Origin of the sequence: Rathayibacter sp. SD072, from assembly GCF_017355185.1 — a bacterium.
Classification (GTDB): Bacteria; Actinomycetota; Actinomycetes; order Actinomycetales; family Microbacteriaceae; genus Rathayibacter.
The window spans coordinates 1-18870 of sequence record NZ_JADILJ010000042.1; the positions used below are offsets into that span (position 1 = coordinate 1).

Consider the following 18870-nt stretch of genomic DNA (forward strand, 5'->3'; position numbering starts at 1 on the left):
CACCGCCCTCGCGCGGTACGCCGGCCGCTCGAGCGGAGCGACGGGGCTCGGCGCGCAGTCCGGAGCGGTCTGGTCGACGCTCGCCGAACTGCGCGCCTCGGCCCCGCTCCGCCTCGGCGAGCTCGCCGAGCGCGTGCGGGTGACGCAGCCCACGATGACCGGGCTGATCGCCCGGCTCGACGAGGCCGGCTGGATCCGCCGCGTGCACGACGAGAGCGACGGCCGCGCCTGGCTCATCGAGGCCACCGACGCGGGCCTCACCGCCCTCGGCGAGCACCGCCTCCGCCTCGACTCCGCCCTGGCGCCCCTGTTCGCGGACCTCGACGACGACGACCGGCGCGTGCTCGAGCGCGCCGCCGCCCTCGTCGAGGAGCGCGTGCGGCGCATCTCCTGACCCTGACTCCCGAAAGGCATCCCCGTGTCCACTCCCGCCCACTCCCCCGCCGGCGGCTCGATCCTCCGGCAGCCGCTCGCCGTCTGGGCCGTGGCCTTCGCGGCCGTCATCGCCTTCATGGGCATCGGCCTGGTCGATCCGATCCTCCCGGCGATCGCCGAGAGCCTCGAGGCCACCCCGACCGAGACGTCGCTGCTGTTCACCAGCTACCTCGTCATCACCGGCGTCGTGATGTTCTTCACCAGCTGGCTCTCGAGCCGCATCGGCGCCAAGAAGACGCTGATGATCGGGCTCGTGCTCATCGTCGTGTTCGCCGCGCTGGCAGGCACGGCCGGCAGCGTCGAGGGCGTCATCGGCTTCCGCGCGGGCTGGGGCTTCGGCAACGCGCTCTTCATCTCGACCGCGCTCTCGACCATCGTCGGAGCGGCGAGCGGAGGCAGCTCCGCCGCGATCGTGCTCTACGAGGCCGCGCTGGGCGTCGGCATCGCGATCGGCCCCCTGCTGGGCGGCCTGCTCGGCAGCGTCTCGTGGCGCGGGCCGTTCTTCGGCACCGCGGTGCTGATGGCCGTCGGCTTCATCGCGATCGCGACGCTCCTGCGCGAGGACGGACCCCGGCCGACCCCGACTCCGCTCTCGGCACCGTTCACGGCCCTCGCGGTCCCCGCGATCCGGACGCTCGCGGGTGCCGCGCTCTTCTACAACATCGGCTTCTTCGTGCTGCTCGCCTACACGCCCTACCCGCTGGGGCTGGACGAGATGGGCCTGGGCTTCACGTTCTTCGGCTGGGGCCTGGGAGTCGCGATCACCTCGGTCTTCGCCGCTCCGCTGCTCACCGCCCGCCTGCCGCGCACCGTCGTGCTGCGCTCGGTGCTGGTGCTGCTGGCCCTCGACCTCGTCGCCGGCGGCCTCGCGATCTCGTCGCGCGTGGGCCTGATCGTCTGCATCATCGTCGGCGGGCTCCTGCTCGGCGTCGTCAACACGGTGCTCACGGAGTGCGTGATGGAGGCCACCGACCTGCCGCGCTCGGTCGCCTCCTCCGCGTACTCCGGCGTGCGGTTCCTGGGCGGGGCGATCGCCCCGCCCGCCGCCTCGGCCCTCGCCGCCGCGATCTCGCCGGCGTTCCCGATGTACGCCGCCGCCGGCGCCGTGCTCGTCGCCGCGCTGATCGTGCTGCTCGGCCGCCGGACGCTCGCCCGGGCGGACGCCCACGGCGCGGAGCCGGAGCTCGTCGAGGCGCAGGCGATCGCCCTCGGCGAGTAGCCGATCGAACGTCGGCCAGGAGCGGTCATCAGCCGCCCTCGTGCGCGAGGACCGCTCCTGGCTGACGTTCTGCAGACCTCAGGCGCCCGCGAGCTGGGGATAGACCGCCTCGAGGGGGGCCGTCAGGCCGGACTTGACCTGGCGGCTCGTCTCGTCGGCGAGGACCTCGAAGGCGCCCGACTCGAGTCCGTCGAAGGTCTGGCCGACGACGTCGACGGGGCTCGCCTTGGGCCCCTCGGCGCCCGCCGCCATCGGGGTGTCGACGTAGCCGACGTGCAGCCCCAGCACGTGCACGCCCTGCGGAGCCAGCTCCAGGCGGAGCGAGTTCGTCGCCGACCACAGAGCCGCCTTCGAGGCGCTGTAGCCGCCGGCCACCGCGAACCAGCTGAGGGCCGAGTGCACGTCGATGATCGCCGCGCCCGAGGCCTCGGACAGCCGCGGCGCGAACGCCTTCGCCAGCAGCACGGGAGCGAAGAAGTTCGTCTCCATCACATCGCGCAGCTCCTGGGTCGAGAGCGCGAGCAGGCTGTAGCTCGCTCCGGAGACACCCGCATTGTTGACCAGCACTGTCACGTCGGGAGCCGCCTCGACGGCCGCGGCGACCGACTCCGCGTCGTTCACGTCGAGCACGAGCGGCACGATGCGCTCGTCGCCCCACTCCTTCGGGCGGCGGGCGGCGGCGTAGACCTTGGCCGCGCCGCGCGCGAGGGCCTGAGCGACGAACTCGGATCCGAGCCCTCCGTTCGCTCCGGTGACGAGGACGACGGCTCCGTGGAGTGATGGCATGGTGGAAGCTCCCGATTCTGCGGGTCGCGGTGATCACGACCTCTGCAGGTGGCAACATCGGAGCAGTGGGTTGGAATTCCCAACTCACTCGACGAGGTGCGGAGACGCGCCGGAGTGGAGATCCCGTGAGCGCCGACGGCATCACTCCCCGGGCCTGCCCCATCGCCGCCGGACTCGAGGTGCTCGGCGAGCGCTGGAGCCTGCTGGTGCTGCGCGAGATCGCGTTCGGCGAGCACCGCTTCGACCGCATCCGGGCCTTCACCGGCGCGCCGCGGGACGTCCTCACGGCGCGGCTGCGCACCCTCGAGGGGCACGGGGTGATCGAGCGCGTCGCCTACTCCGAGCGGCCGCCCCGCTTCGAGTACCGCTTCACCGAGGCCGGGCGCGACGCCGTGCCCGTGCTGATCGCCCTCGCCTCCTGGGGCGAGCGCTGGGCGCGCGGGCCGTCGGCCGTGCAGCCGTACCGGCACCGCTGCGGCGCCCGCCTGGATCCCGTGCTGCACTGCGCGGAGTGCGGCGAGCGGATGGACGCCGACTCGGTGTCGCTCGCGGGCGACGCCACCGGCTGAGGCCCGCGCTGCCGGAGGCCCTAGGGCGCCACCTCGAACATCCGGGGCCGCAGCGCCGCCGTCCGCGGATCCGCCGCGCACGCCCGCAGCGCCGCCGCGAGCACTCCGGGAGCGGGATGCGCGTCGCGGACGTACACATCCGCTCCCGCCGGAGTGAACGGCGTGCGGGCGAACCGGGTGAGCGCCCAGCCCGCCGCCTCGTCGGCCGCGACGAACGACCAGCGGCTGCGCGCGAGCAGCGTCAGCGGCTCGACGCCGCGCCAGCGGAAGCCGTCGGGATCGTCGGGATCGGGGGCGTCCAGACCGACGACGTGCCGCGTCGAGCGCCGGCCGCGCCAGCTGACGACGTCGGCGATCTCGCCGCTCGGCAGCGGCGCGTAGGTGATCGCGACCCCCTCCCTCCCCCGCCACAGCGGCAGGCTCGAGCCACGCACGAACCAGGTCCCCGACGCCAGTCCTCTCACGGCAGCGCGTGCTTCACGTTGGAGCGCGCGAGGGCGATCGCCTCGCCGGCTCCGCCGTTCATCACGATCTTCGACATCGCCAGCGCGAAGCCCTTCACCTGGGCGCCGGTGACGGTCGGCGGCAGCGACAGGGCGAGCGGATCCGTCACCACGTCCACGAGCACGGGCCCGTCCTCGGCGAGCGCCTCGCGCAGCGCTCCCTCGACGTCCTCCGGATCCTCGACCCGGATGCCGCGGATGCCGATCGCCTCGGCCACCTTCGCGTAGTCGACCATCGGCACGTCGACCGCGAAGTCCGGGAAGCCGTCCACCAGCATCTCGACCTTCACCAGCCCGAGCGTGGAGTTGTTGAAGACCACGATCGTGACCGGGAGCCGGTACGCGGCCACCGTCACGAGCTCGCCCATCAGCATCGAGAGCCCGCCGTCGCCGCTGAGCGAGACGACCTGGCGCCCGGGGTGCGAGAGCTGGGCGCCGACTGCCTGCGGCAGCGCGTTGGCCATCGAGCCGTGCAGGTACGAGCCGATCAGGCGGCGGCGGCCGTTGGGAGTGATGTACCGCGCCTGCCAGACGTTGCCCATGCCGGTGTCGGCGGTGACGATCGCGTCCTCCGAGAGCAGTCCGTCGAGCGTCGAGGCGACGAGCTCGGGGTGGATCGGTCGGCGCTTCTCGACCTCCGTGTACTTCCCGACGACCCCGGTGACGAGCTTCTCGTGCTTCTTCAGCGTCTTCTCGAGGAACCGGTGGCTCTTGCGCTGCACGAGCGGAGTGAGGGCGCGCAGGGTCGCGCCGACGTCCCCGTGCACGGGGTGCGCGACGCTGACCCGGCGGCCGAGCTTGGACGCGTCGGTGTCGACCTGCGCGATCACGACCTCGGACGCGTCGGGCAGGAACTGCTCATAGGGGAAGTCGGTGCCCAGCAGGATCAGCAGGTCGGCGTCGTGGATGCCCGCGTGCGCGGCTCCGTAGCCCAGGAGGCCCGTCATGCCGACGTCGAACGGGTTGTCGTACTGGATCCACTCCTTGCCGCGGAGGCTGTGCCCGACGGGCGCTCCGACGAGCTCGGCGAAGGCGACGACCTCGTCGTGCGCGTTCCGCACGCCGGCACCGGCGAAGATCGCGACCGTCTTCGCGGAGTCGATCGCGGCGGCGAGCGCCCGCACGTCGCCGTCGTCCGGCACGAGCACCGCCGGCGCGGGCAGCACGAACGCGGGGAACTCCCCCACGGCCTCGAACTCGGCCACGTCGCCGGGCAGGGTGACGACGGCCACGCCTCCCAGCGCGACCGCGCTGCGCATCGCGGCGTTCACGACGCGGGGGGCCTGCGCCGCGGTCGAGACCAGCTCGCAGTAGTTCGAGCACTCGACGAACAACCGGTCGGGGTGCGTCTCCTGGAAGTACGACGAGCCGATCTCGCCGCTCGGGATGTGGCTGGCGATGGCCAGCACCGGGGCACCGGAGCGGTGCGCGTCGTACAGGCCGTTGATGAGGTGCAGGTTGCCCGGTCCGCAGCTGCCCGCGCAGACGGCCAGCCTCCCGGTCAGCTGGGCCTCGGCGCCCGCGGCGAAGGCCGCGGCCTCCTCGTTGCGCACGTGGATCCAGTCGATCCCTCCCTTCGCCGAGCCGCCGCTTCTGCGCACCGCGTCGACGATCGGATTGAGGGAGTCCCCGACGATGCCGTAGATCCGGGAGACCCCGGCGTCGATGAGCTGGGCGATGAGCTGGTCCGCGACCGTCTTCTGAGCCATGCCCCCATTCGACTCCTCCTGCCTGGACGTCGCCTCCCGCATCCCCCTGCAGTCGGAGTCGCCAGAGCCCTAGGTTGGGGGAGTCCGCTGTCCCGCGGGCGCGACGCGCCCCCGCAGAACCAGGAGTCCTCCATGAACCGCCGCCGTTCCTCCCTCGTCCTGGTCGCGGCAGCGGCCCTCGCGCTCGGCCTGGGCGGCTGCTCGGGCCTGAACAGCCTCGCCGGCGGCGAGACCCGCGACGAGACGTCGGGGGAGATCACCGAGGGCGGCACCACCGACGTCTTCCAGCTGCGCGTCGGCGACTGCCTGAACGACGAGCTGACGGAGGAGGCGACGGAGGTCACCGACGTGCCCACCGTGCCGTGCACCGACCCGCACAGCTACGAGGTCTTCCAGAACATCACGATGGCCGAGGCCGACGAGTACCCGGGCGAGGACGCGACCACGCAGCAGGCCGAGGACGGCTGCCTCGCCGCCTACGACGCCTTCGTCGGGCTGACCTACCAGGAGTCGAAGTACGACTTCAGCTACTACTACCCCACCTCCGAGAGCTGGGGCGGCGGAGACCGCACGATCAACTGCCTGATCACCGACCCCGAGGGCCTCACGACGGGCAGCCTCGCGGGCGTCGCGGCCTGATTGGCGCGCAGAACGTCGGCTGACGAGGGGGTCTCCCGGCCGTCAGCGGAGAGACCCCCGTCTCAGCCGACGTTCTGCGGCACGGACGCCTGGTCGGGCCGAGGGAAGGCCCGGAGCAGCGCTCCCGAGACGATCCAGATCGACGCCATCCCGATCACGAGCCAGCCCGCATCGAGGCCGGAGGCCGCGCCCGCCAGGGTCGCCCCCACCGCGGCGGCGGCCGCCCGGAGCCCCGCGCCGATCGTGAACACCTGCGAGCGCACGGCCGCCGGGCTCTCCTGATCGCGCAGCAGCAGCATCGCCGCGTTGGCCGGTGCGGTGAAGACGCCGGCGACCGCGAACGCGACGATCACGACGACGATGCCCAGGTCCGGTGCGGCGAGCAGCAGCGCGGCGCCGGTCGCGGCGAATCCCGCGCCCATCACCCACGACGGCGGGCGCCGCGTCCAGCGGCGGGCGGCCACCGCGACGGCGCCCAGGAGGCCGCCGACCGCGAAGGCCGTCAGGATCCAGGCGGCGCCGGCCGTCGTGCCCAGCCGCTCGATCGAGAGGGCGATGGCGGCCACACCGGCGGCGCCTCCTCCGATCTGGCTCAGGGTGCCCGAGAGGGTGACGACCGCGATCGGACGGTGCCGGACGAGATGGGTGATCCCCGCGGCGATCGTGCGGCGGACGCCGACGGTCGGAGCCGGTCGCGCGTCCATCCGCAGCGCCAGCGAGCCGAGCACGCCGATGAGGGCGAGGGCGGCCATCACGAGCATCGCGGCCCGCGCGTCGGCGACGGCGATGGCGAGGCCGGCGAGCGCCGGTCCGCCGATCGACGCCACGTTGTACGAGAGCGAGTCCTGCGCGTAAGCGCGGCGCGCGTCCGGGATCGCACTGGTGACGAAGCTCGACATGCCGCCCATCGAGACCGGGGTCGAGAGCCCGGCGAGCACGAGGAGCACGGCGATGAGCACGGTGGGCACGTCGCCGAGGAACGCCGCGACCGAGAACGCCGCGGCGGTCGCGATCGCGGAGGCCACCAGCAGGCGGCGCGGATGCCGCACCCGGTCGAGGACCGTGCCGACCAGCGGCGCCGCGACGACGCTCGGGAACAGCGCCGCGCCGGTCAGCAGACCGCCGAGCGCGACGTCGTCGAGCCGCTCGACGGCGAGGACGGGGAGGGCGACCACCATGCCCGCGCTCGCGAGGCGGAGGGGGATCGACGCGGCCAGGTAGGTGAACGCGCTCATGCGACTCGAGGGGACATCGACTCGATTTTCCCACGGGCGCGGGGGCGACGGTGACGGTAGCGTCGGAGGGCCGGGCCACGCCCCGGCACGACGGGGGACGAGCCATGAGCACGACGAGCGCGCTGACCCGCACGAGCGGCCCCGCGCCCCGCAGCACCACCCGGGCCGTCCTGCTGGGGCTGCTCGCGATGATCGTCGTCCCGGTCGCGATCGCCGTCGCGACGAACTCCTGGTCGGCCCCCGGTCCCGCCGACCACGTGCGGATGGCGCTCGGCTCGGTCGTCGGCCTGTGCGTCTCGGTGGTCGGCGCCTGGTGGCTGGCGTTCGACCGGCGCAGGGCCGCCGCTCCGGGAGCCACCTGGTTCTGGGGGATCGCCTGCCTGGTCACCCTCGGCGCGGTGTCGTCGATCGGAGCGGTCGCGGACCGGCTCACCGCGCTGATCGCGGGCTGAGCCCGTCAGGCGGTCATCCCGTCAGACCGTCGGCACGTCAGGCGATCGGCGCCCGTCGTGCCTGCGACGCCGCCGCCGCGACGTCGAGCCGCCACGGCTCGCCGTGCCCCGGCAGCAGGGTCTGCGCGCCGGTCGCCGCCAGCACGTCGAGCGACGCGAGCGAGCGGTCGGTGTCGGCCGTGGCCGCGCGCGCCACGAGGTGCGGCCCGGTGCGGGCGGAGTAGGGGTCGAGGGTCACGAGGGCGTCGCCGCCGATCACCGCGCCCCGCTCGGGGAGGTGCAGCGAGACGTGCCCGTCGGTGTGACCCGGGGTGGCGAGCACGACGGGCGATCCCGGGACGTCGAGCGTCCCGCCCTCGTGCAGGGCCGCCGTGGTCGTGAGCGGAGGCACGGCCAGCGCGCCCGCGCGCGCCATCGCGCCGAGCACGGGGATCGCCGAGGGATGGAGCAGCGGGTACACGAACGGCGTCCGCTGCCTCCGGTACGAGTAGGGGTGCGCCGCGAGCGGGGCGTCCGAGGGGTGCAGCAGCACCGGGACGCCGCGCTCGGCGAACCGGCGCGCGACGCCGACGTGGTCGAAGTGCGCGTGCGTGAGCACGAGGGCGTCCACGTCCGAGAGCTCGCGGCCGAGCACCTCCAGCGCGCGCAGCAGGTGCGGCCAGGTGCGGGGCAGGCCGGCATCGACGAGGGTGATCCGCCCGGCCTCCTCGATCAGGTAGAGGTTCGTGTAGGCGTGCTCGATCCGGTGCACCCCGGGGACGACGTCGCGGAAAAAGGCCGGTCCTCCCCGGGGTGCGCTCCGCCTGCCGTCGCCCCGCTGCTCTCCGTTCGGCTGCGTCATCGTCGTCTCCTCCGCTCCCGGCGCCCGCCCGCCGGACCGCCTGCCTGGACGCTAGGGCCCGCGTCGTGCGCGCGAGAAGGGCGTTGACCGCGGGGCACCGGATCGGGCAGTCACACCCGCGCGCGGCTCCGGAGCCCCTTCAGCGCCAGCTGGAGTGCCGCGAGCAGCAGCAGCGCGGCGAAGAGGATCCCGGACAGCCGCGCGGACAGGAGGAACGACAGCGCGACGCCCGCGAACGAGAAGGCGGTCGCGGCGAGGCCGACGACGAGGCCCGCGCGCACGTCGAGCAGACCCCTCCGGGCGTTGGCGATCGATCCGCTGATCGCGGTCGGGATCATCGCGGCCAGCGACGTGCCCTTCGCCAGCAGATCGGCGAGCCCGAACGCGCCGACGAGCACCGGCACCGCGATGGCCCCTCCTCCGATGCCGAAGAGCCCCGACGCGATCCCCATCGCGGCGCCCAGGCCCGCGAACCCCGGCCACACGCCCCAGCCCTCCGCGACGTCGCCGGTCTCGTTCGAGCCGAAGACGGCCATCCGGACCGCGGCGGCGATCAGCAGCGCCACGAAGAGCCAGCGCAGCACCCCGAGGGGGAGCCGGGCCAGGAGCCACGAGCCCAGCAGCGCGCCGAGGACCGCGGCGGCCGCGATCACCGCCGCCGGGAGCCACGCGACCTGCCCGGTGAGCGCGTAGGCGAAGGCGCCGGCCACGGAGGTGGGGGCGATCGCCAGGAGGGACGTCGCCGAGGCGCGGCGCTGGTCCATCGCGGCCCAGGCGACCAGCATGGGCACCATCACGATGCCGCCGCCGACGCCGAACGCTCCCGAGAGGACGCCGCCGATCGCGCCGATCAGTCCGAGGAGCAGGTACTCCCGGGTGCTCCGCGGGGGCGCCGCCGAATCGTCCGCAGGAGCAGCCGGGGCGTTCGCGTCGTCCGTCACTCCTCCATCGCACCACGGCGAGCGCTCCGCGGGCGAATCCCGTCGCACGGGCGAAACATCGAGTGCGTAGCCTTCGACCTGCAGCGACGCGGCGCCGCCGAGGGGGCTCGGGCGCCCGGCGCCGGGAGGGGGACGACGATGAAGCGCACGACCGCGACCACCGGAGCGATCGCGGGCGCCGGAGGCGTGCTGGCCGCGGCCGGCGCGGTGGCCCAGGCCACCCCGTGGCCGTCCGCGCTCGCGATCCGGGCGGTGTTCGAGCGCGAGGCGCGGCGCACCGCCGAGGAGATGCGCCCCTTCGTCCCGGAGGGGATCACGCGCGTCGCCGAGATCGTGCCCGCACGCGACGGCGCTCCGGCCACGACCGTCGACGTGTTCCGCTCTCCCGGCCCCGGCTCGCGCCCGACGGTGCTCTGGATCCACGGCGGGGCGTGGATCTCGTGCCACCGGCGCGACGTCGAGCCCTACCTCCGCCTCCTCGCCGACGCCGGCTACACGGCGGTCGGCCTCGACTACGGACGCGGCCCCGAAGCGGTCTACCCGACCGCGCCGAAGCAGCTCCTCGCCGCCCTCGAGCACCTGCGCCGCCACGCCGGCCGCCTGGGGATCGCTCGCGACGGCATGGTCCTCGCCGGCGACTCCGCGGGGGCGCAGCTGGCCAGCCAGCTCGCGACGGCCGTCACCAACCCCTCCTACGCCCGCGACGCCGGCCTCACGACGACGCTCCCGGTCGACGCGCTGCGCGCGGTGATCCTGCACTGCGGCGTCTTCGACCTCTCCGGTGTCTCCAAGGTCACCGGAGTGGCGGGCTGGGCGTTCCGCGCCGCCCTCTGGGCCTACACCGGCCACCGCGGCTGGACGGACTCGCCCGCCGGAAGGCAGATGTCGACGATCGAGCACGTGACGCCCCGGTTCCCTCCCGTGTTCATCAGCGGAGGCAACGCCGACGCCCTCACGGCCCGGCAGTCGCGCCCGTTCGCCGCGCACCTGCGCTCGCTCGGCGTCCCGGTCACGGACCTGTTCTGGGGCGAGGGCCACGAGGCGCAGCTGGGGCACGAGTACCAGTTCCACCTCGAGCTCCCCGACGCGCGCCTCGCGCTGGAGCGGACGCTCGCGTTCCTGGAGCGCACGACCGCCCGGTGACGCGGCGGGCGGTCTCTCTGGCAGTTCGCTGAGGGAGCCCGGTCGCAGCGTGACGATCCGGCGCCCGGCCGCGTCCTACTCCCAGAACGCCACGATCGACCGGATCGGGCACGAAGCGGAAGAGGAGACCATGGCCGACAGCATCGCGACCACCACGACGGGCACCGGAGTCGGGCGCACCGTCATCGACGACGCCGTCATCGCGAAGGTGGCGGGCATCGCCGCCCGCGCTGTCCCCGGCGTCCACGCGCTCGGCGGAGGAGCGGCCCGCGCGATCGGCGCGATCCGCAGCGCCATCGGCAACGACGACCGCGGCCAGGGCGTCAAGGTCGAGGTCGGCGAGCGCCAGGTCGCCGCCGACGTCGTGATCGTCGCCGAGTACCCCGCTGCGCTGCAGTCCGTCGCGGAGGGCGTCCGCTCGGCCGTCGCCGAGGCGATCCGCGAGATCGTCGGCATGGACGTCGCCGAGATCAACGTGACCGTCCAGGACGTCTTCATCCCCGAGGACGACGCGCCCGAGGCAGAGCCGCGCGTCGCCTAGGCGACCCCCACGACCCCGTCGGCGACCGCTCCCCCGGTCGCCGGCCTCCCCGGCCGGTGCACCCGCCCGGCCGATCCGAACACCAGTGGAAGGAGACCCGCATGGGACTCGACGACAAGATCAAGAACGCCGCCCAGGACCTCGCCGGCAAGGCGAAGGAGGCTCTCGGGAACATGCAGGGCGACGAGGGCAAGGTCGAGGAGGGTCGTCGCGACCAGCACGCGGCCGACCTCAAGAAGACCGGCGAGGACGTCAAGGACGTCTTCAAGAACTGACGCGTCCCGCGTCCCGGTGCCCCGCCGCCCTCGGCTGCGGGGCACCTCCCGGCCCTCACCCGATCCGGATCCCCCGGTCCCGATCGCGAACGGAGCACCGCATGCAGAACACCTGCGCCCGACCGCTCGACGTCGACGACGCCGTCGCCCTCGTCGCGGTCCTCGCGACCCTCGAAGGGCTGCTGGCCTCCCGCGGCCTGCCCGACCGCGAGACCGATCTGCTCCGCCGGAGCCTCGAGCAGGGCGGGAGCGTGCTCCCCGGCGCCGACCTCGACGAGCTCGCGGCCGCGCTGAGCGCTCTGAACGAGCGGCTCCGCGGCACGATCGGCTGACCCGGAGCACTCCGCCCCGCTAGCGTGGAGGCGACCGCACCGGCGCCGATCGAACCCGACACCGTCCGGCACGTCCCCCCACTCCGAGGAGCAGCCATGTCCGGCGATCACTTCGTGCTGTCGACGGCGTCCCCGTGGGAGGACCGCACCGACGTCATCGGCGTCTACGCCTCCGACGCGTGGGCGCGCGAGGCCGCGACGGTGTGGCTCCGCTCCCCCGACCGCGAGGCGTTCCCGCGCTGCATCATCGAGTGCTGGAACGGAGCGCACCTGCTCCACCGCGAGGTGATCGAGGGCGTGCCCGACGACGTCAGCGGAACACCGACTCCGTCGTGAGGGCATCGGCCCACGGCTCCCTGGCGGTCGTGACGTCGGCCCCGGAGTCGGCCGACTCGCGGATCGCCAGACCCAGCAGGTGGTCCTGCAGACCGTCGGCGAGCGGATAGGGGGCGGGTCCCTCGCCCCGTGCCCAGGCGCCGGTCGCCCCGACGAGGGCGTCGACGGCGATGTCCTCGTCGGACTGCCGCGCCGCGGGGTGCGGGTTCTGGAAGAGCACGTCGCCGTCCAGCGCGATCGTGTCGAGGTGGAAGCCCTCGAGATTGTGGTCGATCCCCGTCTGCCGCCGGGTGATCCGCGACTCCACCACCGAGCGCGGGCCGGCCACCCGCACGACGCTGTCGCCGTCGATCTCGCCGTGCGACCCGCGGATAGTGAGGCGGCGGTGGCGCACCGGCGAGAACCACTGGTTGTCGACGAAGTCGTACAGCCCCGAGCGTCCGCCGCCGAAGTCGAGCGTCGCCAGGGTGGTCGTCCGCTCCTCCGGCTCCGCCGCGCCGGTCCAGCCGTGCCGGTTCAGCGGATCCAGGAGCGGCGCGCGGAAGTCCCGAGCGCTCACCCGGGTCGCGTCGCCGGTGTCCCCGAGCAGTCCGCGCATGATCGAGACGGCGTGGTACAGGTGGTTCGAGCACACCTGCACGTGCGTCGGAGTGCCGATGACCCCCGAGCGGACCGCTCGCCAGCGGGCGCTATGCGCGGGCATGAAGAGGCTCTGGTCGGCGACCTGGACGAGTCCGGAGCCGCCGACCTCGTCCCACATCCGCCGCATAGCCGGGACGTCGAGCGCCGGAGGCGTCTCCTCGAGCACGCGGACGCCGCGGCGCACCAGATCGGCCGTGATGCCGGAGGCGACCTCGACCGGGACGGCGACGAGCACGAACTCGGGGTCGCCGTGCGCGACGAGCTCGTCGACGCTCGCGAAGGCCGGCACGCCCCAGCGCGCCGAGACCTCGTCGCGGCGCGCCGAGCGCGAGTGGATCCCGGTCACCTGGAACGCCTCCGGCACGTCGCGGGCGAGGCGGAGGAAGAAGCCCGTGCGCCAGCCGGAGCCGACGATCGCGAAGCGGATCGGGGTCGGGGGTGTCGAGGTCATCGTCGTCGTCCTGTTCTGCGGGGGCGGGGCGGCGTCGCGCCGACCGGTGCGGTCGTCCCCGACCAGTGCGACGGCCGTTCGAAGTGCGGCGGGAGCGCGGTCGCGGCGTCGCCGCGCGTGCTCGAGACCTGCGCCTGGGTGAGGTAGAGGGCGCTCGAGAGGTCGGCGCCCGACACGTCGGCGTCGCGCAGGTCGACACCGAGGAGGTCGCAGCGGCCGAGGTCGGTTCCGCGCAGGTCGGCCGCGATCAGCAGGGCGCCGCGCAGATCCGCGCCCCGGAGGTCGACTCCGCGCAGATCCGCTCCGAGCAGGTCGGCGCCGGGGACGAGCCTGCGGTCGGGGCGGGAGCGCACCCCGGCGCGGGCGGCCGCGCTCGCGGCGATCAGGAGCGGACGGGCGGCGGCGAACTCGCCGTCGACGTCGGCCGCGAGGATCTCCTCCGGCGAGGCGAGGGTGAGGGCGTGCACCGCGTCGAAGCGGCGGCGGACGCGGTCCCGGGTGGCGGGATCGACCTCGTCGAGCGCGAGCGCGACGTCGAGGTACCAGAGCAGCTCGTGGAGTCGACGGACCAGCGGGAAGACGGAGAACATCCGCTCGCGCACCTCTGCGTCGCCGCGCCACGAGACGCCGCCGAACGTGTGCGTCGACACCTTCTGACCGGCGCCGAAGCAGTCGAAGACGGTGCAGCCGACGAAGCCCTGCGGGCGGAGGGACCGGTGGATCGTGCACGCGTCCTCGGAGTCGAGGTTCGTGCAGGGCTCCCCCGCGGGCTTGTCGACGGGGAAGTCGCGCGAGCGGGCGAAGGCGAGGGCGACGCAGCAGAGCCCGAAGCAGTTCGCGCAGTCGGCGCCCAGATCCTCGCGGCGGCCGAGCTCGACCCGGGTGCGTGACGACATCGCCTCCGAGCCTACGCCGCGCTCAGTGCGCGAGCGCCAGCACGCCGACCACGAGGGCGCCCAGGCCCAGGAGGAAGGCGAGCGAGACGAGGCCCTGCCGCCAGGTCAGCCCCGCGCGGCCCACCGCGATCAGGGCGATGGCGGCGAGGACGGCGGCGTAGATCGCGACGCCGATCCAGAGCGCGGTGGTGGCGTCCACCCAGCCCAGGACGGCCGCGAGCAGCGCCAGCACCGGCAGGGAGGCGGAGGCGAGTGCGCCGGCGGCGATGCGGAGCATGACGCGCGGCTCCGACATCGAGGGCAGCGCGGCGTGGGTGACCTGGTGCGCGATGACCTCGGCCGTGAAGCCCGCCGCCGAGATGCCGACGATCGAGACGACGAGGCTCCGCAGCGCGTGACCGGCGTCGGGGTGGTCGCCGACCGCGTAGATCATGATCACGGCGAGCCCGGTGAAGGTCGCGTAGACGCGCTCCTTCAGCGCGCGGGCGCTCTCCTCGAGCGGGCGGCGCGTGTACGCCGTCCAGCGGGCGACCGGGCCGGCCGGGCGCTCGGTCACGGTCAGTACGAGGCGGAGTCGACGCGCGCCGCCGAGGAGTCGCCGGCGAGGCGGGCGGCCAGGTCGCCGAGGATCGTCGCGGAGCCGCTGGTGCCGAAGCGGGTGACACCGAGCCCGCGGTAGGCGAGCAGCGTGTCGAGGTCGCGGACGCCTCCGGACGCCTTCACCTGGACCGCGTCCGACACGGCGCCGCGCATCAGGCGCAGATCGTGCTCGTTGGCGCCGCCGCCCGCGAAGCCCGTGGCGGTCTTGACGAAGTCGGCGCCGGCGCGCTCGGACGCCTCGCTGCCCGCGACGATCTGCTCGTCGTCGAGGAGGCTGGTCTCGAGGATCGCCTTGACGACGTGGCCGTCGGCGGCCTCGACCACCGCGCGGACGTCGTCCTCGACGTCCTGGAGCAGTCCGCTGCGCAGGCGCCCGATGTTGACGACCATGTCGAGCTCGCTCGCGCCGTCGGCGAGGGCCTGGCGCGACTCCGCGACCTTGGCGGCGGTGGAGGTGGTGCCGTGCGGGAAGCCGATGACGGTGCCGACCAGGACGCCCGAGCCCTCGAGGCGGCTGACGGCGTGGGCGATGTCGGAGGGGCGGACGCAGACGCTGAAGACCCCCGACGCCCGGGCCTCGTCGAGCTGCGCGTCGACCTCGGCCCGGGTCAGCTCGGGCTTGAGGATCGCGTGGTCGATGAGCGCCGCGATCTCGGCGACGCTGGGAAGGCTGGGGGTGCTCATGCACTCGATTTTACCCGGGTGTCCTGCGCGCGCGGACGTGCCGGGTGACGCCGATCCGTCGCGGACGGCTCTGCCGAATCGCTCTCGGCGACCGTTTTCGACGGATCACTCACCCCGGACGACCGATCACGACGGATCGCGACCGCGGCGACCAGTCGCAGACGCCCTCTCCGGTCGCACCTGCCGATCCACCTGCGGCCGAGACCCGCCGACACCGCACCTCCGGCTCCGGCGGGTCTCGAGACGCCCCTCCGGGGCTACTCGACCAGCAAGGAGTGGAGCACCCGAAATGCGGAACGCGAGCTGTGACCCTGCACCCCGTCGCGCAAGGCCGAGCGCATCGCGGAATCGCGTGCCAAGCGATTCCGCGGAGCGGTACGCAGGACGCTCTGCGGAACGCGGCCGTCCGCGGAAGCCGACCGCGGCGAGGAGTGCCGCAGGCACGCCGAGCACGGGGGCACCGCCCGACTGCGGCGAGGAGTGCCGACGGCACTCCGCGCACAGGGGCACCGCCCGACCGCGGCGAGGAGTGCCGACGGCACTCCGCGCACAGGGGCACCGCCCGACCGCGGCGAGGAGTGCCGACGGCACTCCGAGCACAGGAACACCGACTGCACCCCGTCGCGCAAGGCCGAGCGCATCGCGGAATCGCGTGCCAAGCGATTCCGCGGAGCGGTACGCAGGACGCTCTGCGGAACGCGACCGTCTGCGAACGCCGACCGCGGCGAGGAGTGCCGACGGCACTCCGAGCACGGGAACACGGAAGGGGGCCCCGCGATCGTCAGATCGCGAAGCCCCCTTCGGTGTGAGCGCAGCGGCACGCTGGTAGTCAGCGGCGCTGCGCGCCGCTGACTACCAGCTCGACTTGGTGATGCCGGGCAGCTCGCCGCGGTGCGCCATGTCGCGGAAGCGGACACGCGAGATGCCGAACTTCGACAGGTTGCCGCGGGGGCGGCCGTCGACGGCGTCGCGGCCGCGGACGCGGACCGGCGAGGCGTTGCGGGGGAGCTTCTGGAGGCCGACGCGGGCGGCCTCGCGGGACTCGTCGGTGCCGGCCGGGTCGACGAGAGCCTTCTTGAGCTCCAGGCGCTTGGCGGCGTAGCGGTCGACGATCACCTTGCGCTGCTCGTTGCGGGCGATCTTGCTCTTCTTGGCCATTTCTAGCGCTCCTCGCGGAAGTCGACGTGCTTGCGCACTACGGGGTCGTACTTCTTCAGCACGAGACGGTCGGGGTCGTTGCGACGGTTCTTCTTGGTCACGTAGGTGTAACCGGTGCCTGCCGTCGAACGGAGCTTGATGATGGGACGGACGTCCTGCTGCTTTGCCATTAGATCTTCACCCCACGAGCGAGAATGTCCTTGACGACGGACTCGATGCCACGGGCGTCGATGACCTTGATGCCCTTGGCCGACAGCGTCAGGGTGACGTTACGGCGGAGCGAGGGGACGTAGTACGTCTTCTTCTGCACGTTCGGGTCGAAGCGGCGCTTGGTGCGCCGGTGCGAGTGCGAGATGGCGTGCCCGAAGCCGGGAACGGCTCCGGTCACCTGGCAGACTGCTGCCATGGTTTCCTCCATGTGTGGTTACCGTGGGGCGCACGCGGCACTCGGCCCCGCTCGACCCACCCAAGGTCACTTGTCGGCATACCGCCCGCTCGTCGCGGAGGTCGGAACCTCCGCCGCTCGGGCAGCACGCAAGCGCGTGCAGATGCACGCAACCTGAGTAGCTTACGTGATGCGGCGGGCGGCGGGCAAGAGCGCCTCAGCCCGACTGCGCCGCGTGCATCCGCGCGTAGTGCCCGCCGACCGAGAGCAGCTCGTCGTGCGAGCCCCACTCGACGATGCGGCCGGCGTCGAGCACGACGATGCGGTCGGCCGAGCGGATCGTGGAGAAGCGGTGGGCGACGACCAGGGTCGTCCGCCCCTCGGTCAGCCGGCCGAGGGCGTCCTTGATCAGCGCCTCCGACTCGGGGTCCAGCGCGCTCGTCGCCTCGTCCAGCAGGAGCACGCGGGGGTCGCGGATGAGGGCGCGGGCGATCGAGAGCCGCTGGCGCTGCCCACCCGAGAGGCGGGCGCCGCGCTCCCCCACGACGGAGTGCCAGTGGTCGGGGAGCGATTCGACGATCTCCCACGCGTTCGCGTCGCGCAGCGCCGCCTCCATCCGCTCGTCGGACACGTCGCCGAGGCCGTAGGCGATGTTGTCGCGGATCGTGCCCTCGAAGAGCACCGACTCCTGCGGCACGACCGAGACCGAGCGGCGGAAGGTGCGCAGGTCGAGCGTCTCCATGTCGACGCCGTCGAGCAGGATCCGCCCCGACGTGGGGCGGAGGAAGCCCAGCACCACGTTGAGCAGGGTCGACTTGCCGGATCCGGACGCGCCGACGAACGCCACCGTCTCGCCCGGTCGGAGGTCCAGGTCGATGCCGTGCAGAGCGGGTCCGTCGTCGCCGTAGCGGAAGTCGACCCGCTCGAGGGTGAGGCGGCCGTGCACCTCGCCGACGGGGCGCTTGCCCTCGTTGTGCTCGAGGTCGGGGTCCTCGAGGACCTCGGCGATGGAGCGGACCGACTCGAAGCCGCGGGCGGCGAGGGGCAGCAGCATCAGCAGGTTGGTCATGGAGGACGTGAGGAGCGCGAAGTAGCTGCTCAGCAGCACGACCTGGCCCGGGGTGACGGGGAGCCATCCCGAGATCGAGACCCACGCGGCGAGCACCAGGCAGCCGACTCCGAGCAGCTGCAGGCTGACCCACGAGAGCGAGGCGAAGCGGCCGTTGAGCAGGTCGAGCTCGAAGCCGGCCTCGCGCACGCCCTCGGCTCCGGTGGCGACGGTGCGCACCGCGGTCTGCTCGAGACCGTGCGCCCGGGTGACGGGCATCAGGGTCGCCATCGCCCCGACGGTCGCCGAGAAGCGCTCGACCTCGCGGCGGAACTGCTCGTTGCGGCGCATGCTCCGCCGCTGCAGGATGCGCCGGAGCAGCACCGCGAGCGGGATGGCGAGGGCGTAGACGGGGAGGAACGCGGGCACGTTGATCGCCGTCATCGCGACGGCTCCGATCAGCACCATCACCGCCGAGAGCAGCGGGTTCGCGGTCTGCTGCAGCATCGTCTCGACGTTCTCGACGTCGCGGACGACCTTGGTCTGCACGATCGCGCTGTTCGCCCGGGCGTGGAACCCGATCGAGAGCAGCTGCAGACGGTTCGCGATGGCCTTCCGCAGATCCGCGCCCATGTCGCGGACCGTGCCCATGAACAGCCGCACGAACATCACGTGGTTCGGGTAGTTCTGCGCGAGCAGCACCAGGGCGATCACCGACCACAGCAGGAGCCCGCTGCCGGGCCCGCCCGCGACGACGATGTCGATCACCTGCGCCGTGACGACCGGGAGGAACCACAGCGGGGTGTCCTTCACCGCGAAGAAGGCGACGGCGGCGAGGATGCGGCGCGGGCGCCTCCGGAGCAGGCCCACGACGCTGCGCAGCGGATGGCGCCCGTCGACGATCTCCTCCACGGAAAGTGCTTTCCCAGACATGCGTCCATCCTCGCGCGCCCGCGGGCGGGGGCACCACCCCGCCGCGCCGCACGCCTCGTCGTGCGGACGCGGTCGGCGTCGCGATACGGTCGCTCGGGCGCTCCGGGGGGATCGGCG

General features: G+C 73.4%; 24 protein-coding genes. 10 read left to right on the forward strand and 14 right to left on the reverse strand.

All coding sequences use genetic code 11. The annotated features are described in order from the left end of the window. The coding region (locus tag IOC53_RS14740) for a MarR family winged helix-turn-helix transcriptional regulator (RefSeq protein WP_207406853.1) at positions 1-394 on the forward strand (394 nt) is incomplete at its 5' end. Between the two features lie 24 nt (positions 395-418). After that, positions 419-1654 carry an MFS transporter gene (locus IOC53_RS14745; protein WP_207406855.1) on the forward strand — a complete coding sequence of 412 codons (1236 nt, stop codon included), beginning with the start codon at positions 419-421 and terminating at the stop codon, positions 1652-1654. Between the two features lie 78 nt (positions 1655-1732). On the opposite strand, the gene IOC53_RS14750 is transcribed toward IOC53_RS14745, so the two are convergent. Continuing rightward, positions 1733-2440 carry an SDR family oxidoreductase gene (locus IOC53_RS14750; protein WP_207406857.1) on the reverse strand — a complete coding sequence of 236 codons (708 nt, stop codon included), beginning with the start codon at positions 2438-2440 and terminating at the stop codon, positions 1733-1735. Positions 2441-2565: 125 nt separating this feature from the next. Between IOC53_RS14750 and IOC53_RS14755 the strand changes: the two genes are divergently transcribed. Continuing rightward, entirely contained in the window at positions 2566-3009 is a 444-nt protein-coding gene (locus tag IOC53_RS14755) for a helix-turn-helix domain-containing protein (RefSeq protein ID WP_307786212.1), read from the forward strand. A gap of 20 nt (positions 3010-3029) precedes the next feature. Here IOC53_RS14755 and IOC53_RS14760 read toward each other — a convergent pair whose 3' ends face one another. Continuing rightward, positions 3030-3443, reverse strand: a complete 414-nt coding sequence (locus tag IOC53_RS14760; RefSeq protein ID WP_207406859.1) for a hypothetical protein — start codon at positions 3441-3443, stop codon at positions 3030-3032. A gap of 26 nt (positions 3444-3469) precedes the next feature. Then, positions 3470-5221, reverse strand: coding sequence for a pyruvate dehydrogenase (locus tag IOC53_RS14765; RefSeq protein ID WP_207406860.1), 1752 nt, complete (start codon positions 5219-5221; stop codon positions 3470-3472). 132 nt (positions 5222-5353) lie between these two features. On the opposite strand from IOC53_RS14765, the gene IOC53_RS14770 reads away from it, so the two are divergent. Next, positions 5354-5860 carry a septum formation family protein gene (locus tag IOC53_RS14770; protein ID WP_207406861.1) on the forward strand — a complete coding sequence of 169 codons (507 nt, stop codon included), beginning with the start codon at positions 5354-5356 and terminating at the stop codon, positions 5858-5860. A 62-nt stretch (positions 5861-5922) separates the two neighbouring features. Here the strand turns inward: IOC53_RS14770 and IOC53_RS14775 are convergent, their stop codons facing one another. Continuing rightward, positions 5923-7095: an MFS transporter gene (locus tag IOC53_RS14775; protein WP_207406862.1), complete on the reverse strand. Its 1173-nt coding sequence runs from the start codon at positions 7093-7095 to the stop codon at positions 5923-5925. Between the two features lie 104 nt (positions 7096-7199). On the opposite strand from IOC53_RS14775, the gene IOC53_RS14780 reads away from it, so the two are divergent. Then, positions 7200-7547, forward strand: a complete 348-nt coding sequence (locus IOC53_RS14780) for a hypothetical protein (RefSeq protein ID WP_207406863.1) — start codon at positions 7200-7202, stop codon at positions 7545-7547. 37 nt (positions 7548-7584) lie between these two features. Here IOC53_RS14780 and IOC53_RS14785 read toward each other — a convergent pair whose 3' ends face one another. Both IOC53_RS14785 and IOC53_RS14790 read right to left on the reverse strand, forming a co-directional pair. After that, positions 7585-8388, reverse strand: a complete 804-nt coding sequence (locus tag IOC53_RS14785) for an MBL fold metallo-hydrolase (RefSeq protein ID WP_207406864.1) — start codon at positions 8386-8388, stop codon at positions 7585-7587. 110 nt (positions 8389-8498) lie between these two features. Next, the gene (locus IOC53_RS14790; protein WP_207406866.1) at positions 8499-9329 is read right to left on the reverse strand and encodes a sulfite exporter TauE/SafE family protein; all 831 of its coding nucleotides are present in this window, start codon (positions 9327-9329) and stop codon (positions 8499-8501) included. A 138-nt stretch (positions 9330-9467) separates the two neighbouring features. Here IOC53_RS14790 and IOC53_RS14795 point away from each other — a divergent pair, with 138 nt between their 5' ends. The 5 genes from IOC53_RS14795 (at position 9468) to IOC53_RS14815 (ending at position 11956) form a co-directional block, all read left to right on the forward strand. Continuing rightward, entirely contained in the window at positions 9468-10472 is a 1005-nt protein-coding gene (locus IOC53_RS14795) for an alpha/beta hydrolase (protein ID WP_207406867.1), read from the forward strand. A 130-nt stretch (positions 10473-10602) separates the two neighbouring features. After that, positions 10603-11013 carry an Asp23/Gls24 family envelope stress response protein gene (locus tag IOC53_RS14800; protein WP_207406898.1) on the forward strand — a complete coding sequence of 137 codons (411 nt, stop codon included), beginning with the start codon at positions 10603-10605 and terminating at the stop codon, positions 11011-11013. Positions 11014-11114: 101 nt separating this feature from the next. After that, positions 11115-11288, forward strand: a complete 174-nt coding sequence (locus IOC53_RS14805) for a CsbD family protein (RefSeq protein WP_207406868.1) — start codon at positions 11115-11117, stop codon at positions 11286-11288. A gap of 101 nt (positions 11289-11389) precedes the next feature. Beyond that, complete coding sequence (locus tag IOC53_RS14810; protein WP_207406869.1) at positions 11390-11620, forward strand: hypothetical protein; 231 nt, start codon at positions 11390-11392, stop codon at positions 11618-11620. A 96-nt stretch (positions 11621-11716) separates the two neighbouring features. Then, on the forward strand, positions 11717-11956 hold the full coding sequence (locus IOC53_RS14815) for a hypothetical protein (RefSeq protein ID WP_207406870.1): 240 nt from the start codon (positions 11717-11719) through the stop codon (positions 11954-11956). On the opposite strand, the gene IOC53_RS14820 is transcribed toward IOC53_RS14815, so the two are convergent. From IOC53_RS14820 to IOC53_RS14855, 8 genes are all read right to left on the reverse strand, one after another. Then, positions 11931-13049 (reverse strand): Gfo/Idh/MocA family protein, encoded by a 1119-nt coding sequence (locus tag IOC53_RS14820; RefSeq protein ID WP_207406871.1) that lies wholly within the window; start codon positions 13047-13049, stop codon positions 11931-11933. The genes IOC53_RS14815 and IOC53_RS14820 overlap by 26 nt on opposite strands. After that, the gene (locus IOC53_RS14825; protein ID WP_207406872.1) at positions 13046-13945 is read right to left on the reverse strand and encodes a pentapeptide repeat-containing protein; all 900 of its coding nucleotides are present in this window, start codon (positions 13943-13945) and stop codon (positions 13046-13048) included. The genes IOC53_RS14820 and IOC53_RS14825 overlap by 4 nt, the downstream gene beginning before the upstream one ends. A gap of 22 nt (positions 13946-13967) precedes the next feature. Next, the gene (locus IOC53_RS14830; RefSeq protein WP_207406873.1) at positions 13968-14501 is read right to left on the reverse strand and encodes a hypothetical protein; all 534 of its coding nucleotides are present in this window, start codon (positions 14499-14501) and stop codon (positions 13968-13970) included. A 2-nt stretch (positions 14502-14503) separates the two neighbouring features. Further along, positions 14504-15229, reverse strand: a complete 726-nt coding sequence (gene deoC / locus IOC53_RS14835) for a deoxyribose-phosphate aldolase (protein WP_207406876.1) — start codon at positions 15227-15229, stop codon at positions 14504-14506. Positions 15230-16081: 852 nt separating this feature from the next. After that, on the reverse strand, positions 16082-16387 hold the full coding sequence (gene rpsN / locus IOC53_RS14840; protein ID WP_055786161.1) for a 30S ribosomal protein S14: 306 nt from the start codon (positions 16385-16387) through the stop codon (positions 16082-16084). Positions 16388-16389: 2 nt separating this feature from the next. After that, a complete protein-coding gene (gene rpmG / locus IOC53_RS14845) occupies positions 16390-16557 on the reverse strand; it encodes a 50S ribosomal protein L33 (protein WP_027692168.1) in 168 nt (55 codons plus the stop codon). Continuing rightward, on the reverse strand, positions 16557-16793 hold the full coding sequence (gene rpmB / locus IOC53_RS14850; protein WP_055786157.1) for a 50S ribosomal protein L28: 237 nt from the start codon (positions 16791-16793) through the stop codon (positions 16557-16559). Before rpmB ends, rpmG begins: the two co-directional genes overlap by 1 nt. A 196-nt stretch (positions 16794-16989) precedes the next feature. Beyond that, complete coding sequence (locus IOC53_RS14855) at positions 16990-18753, reverse strand: ABC transporter ATP-binding protein (RefSeq protein ID WP_207406878.1); 1764 nt, start codon at positions 18751-18753, stop codon at positions 16990-16992. Positions 18754-18870 lie beyond the last annotated feature (117 nt).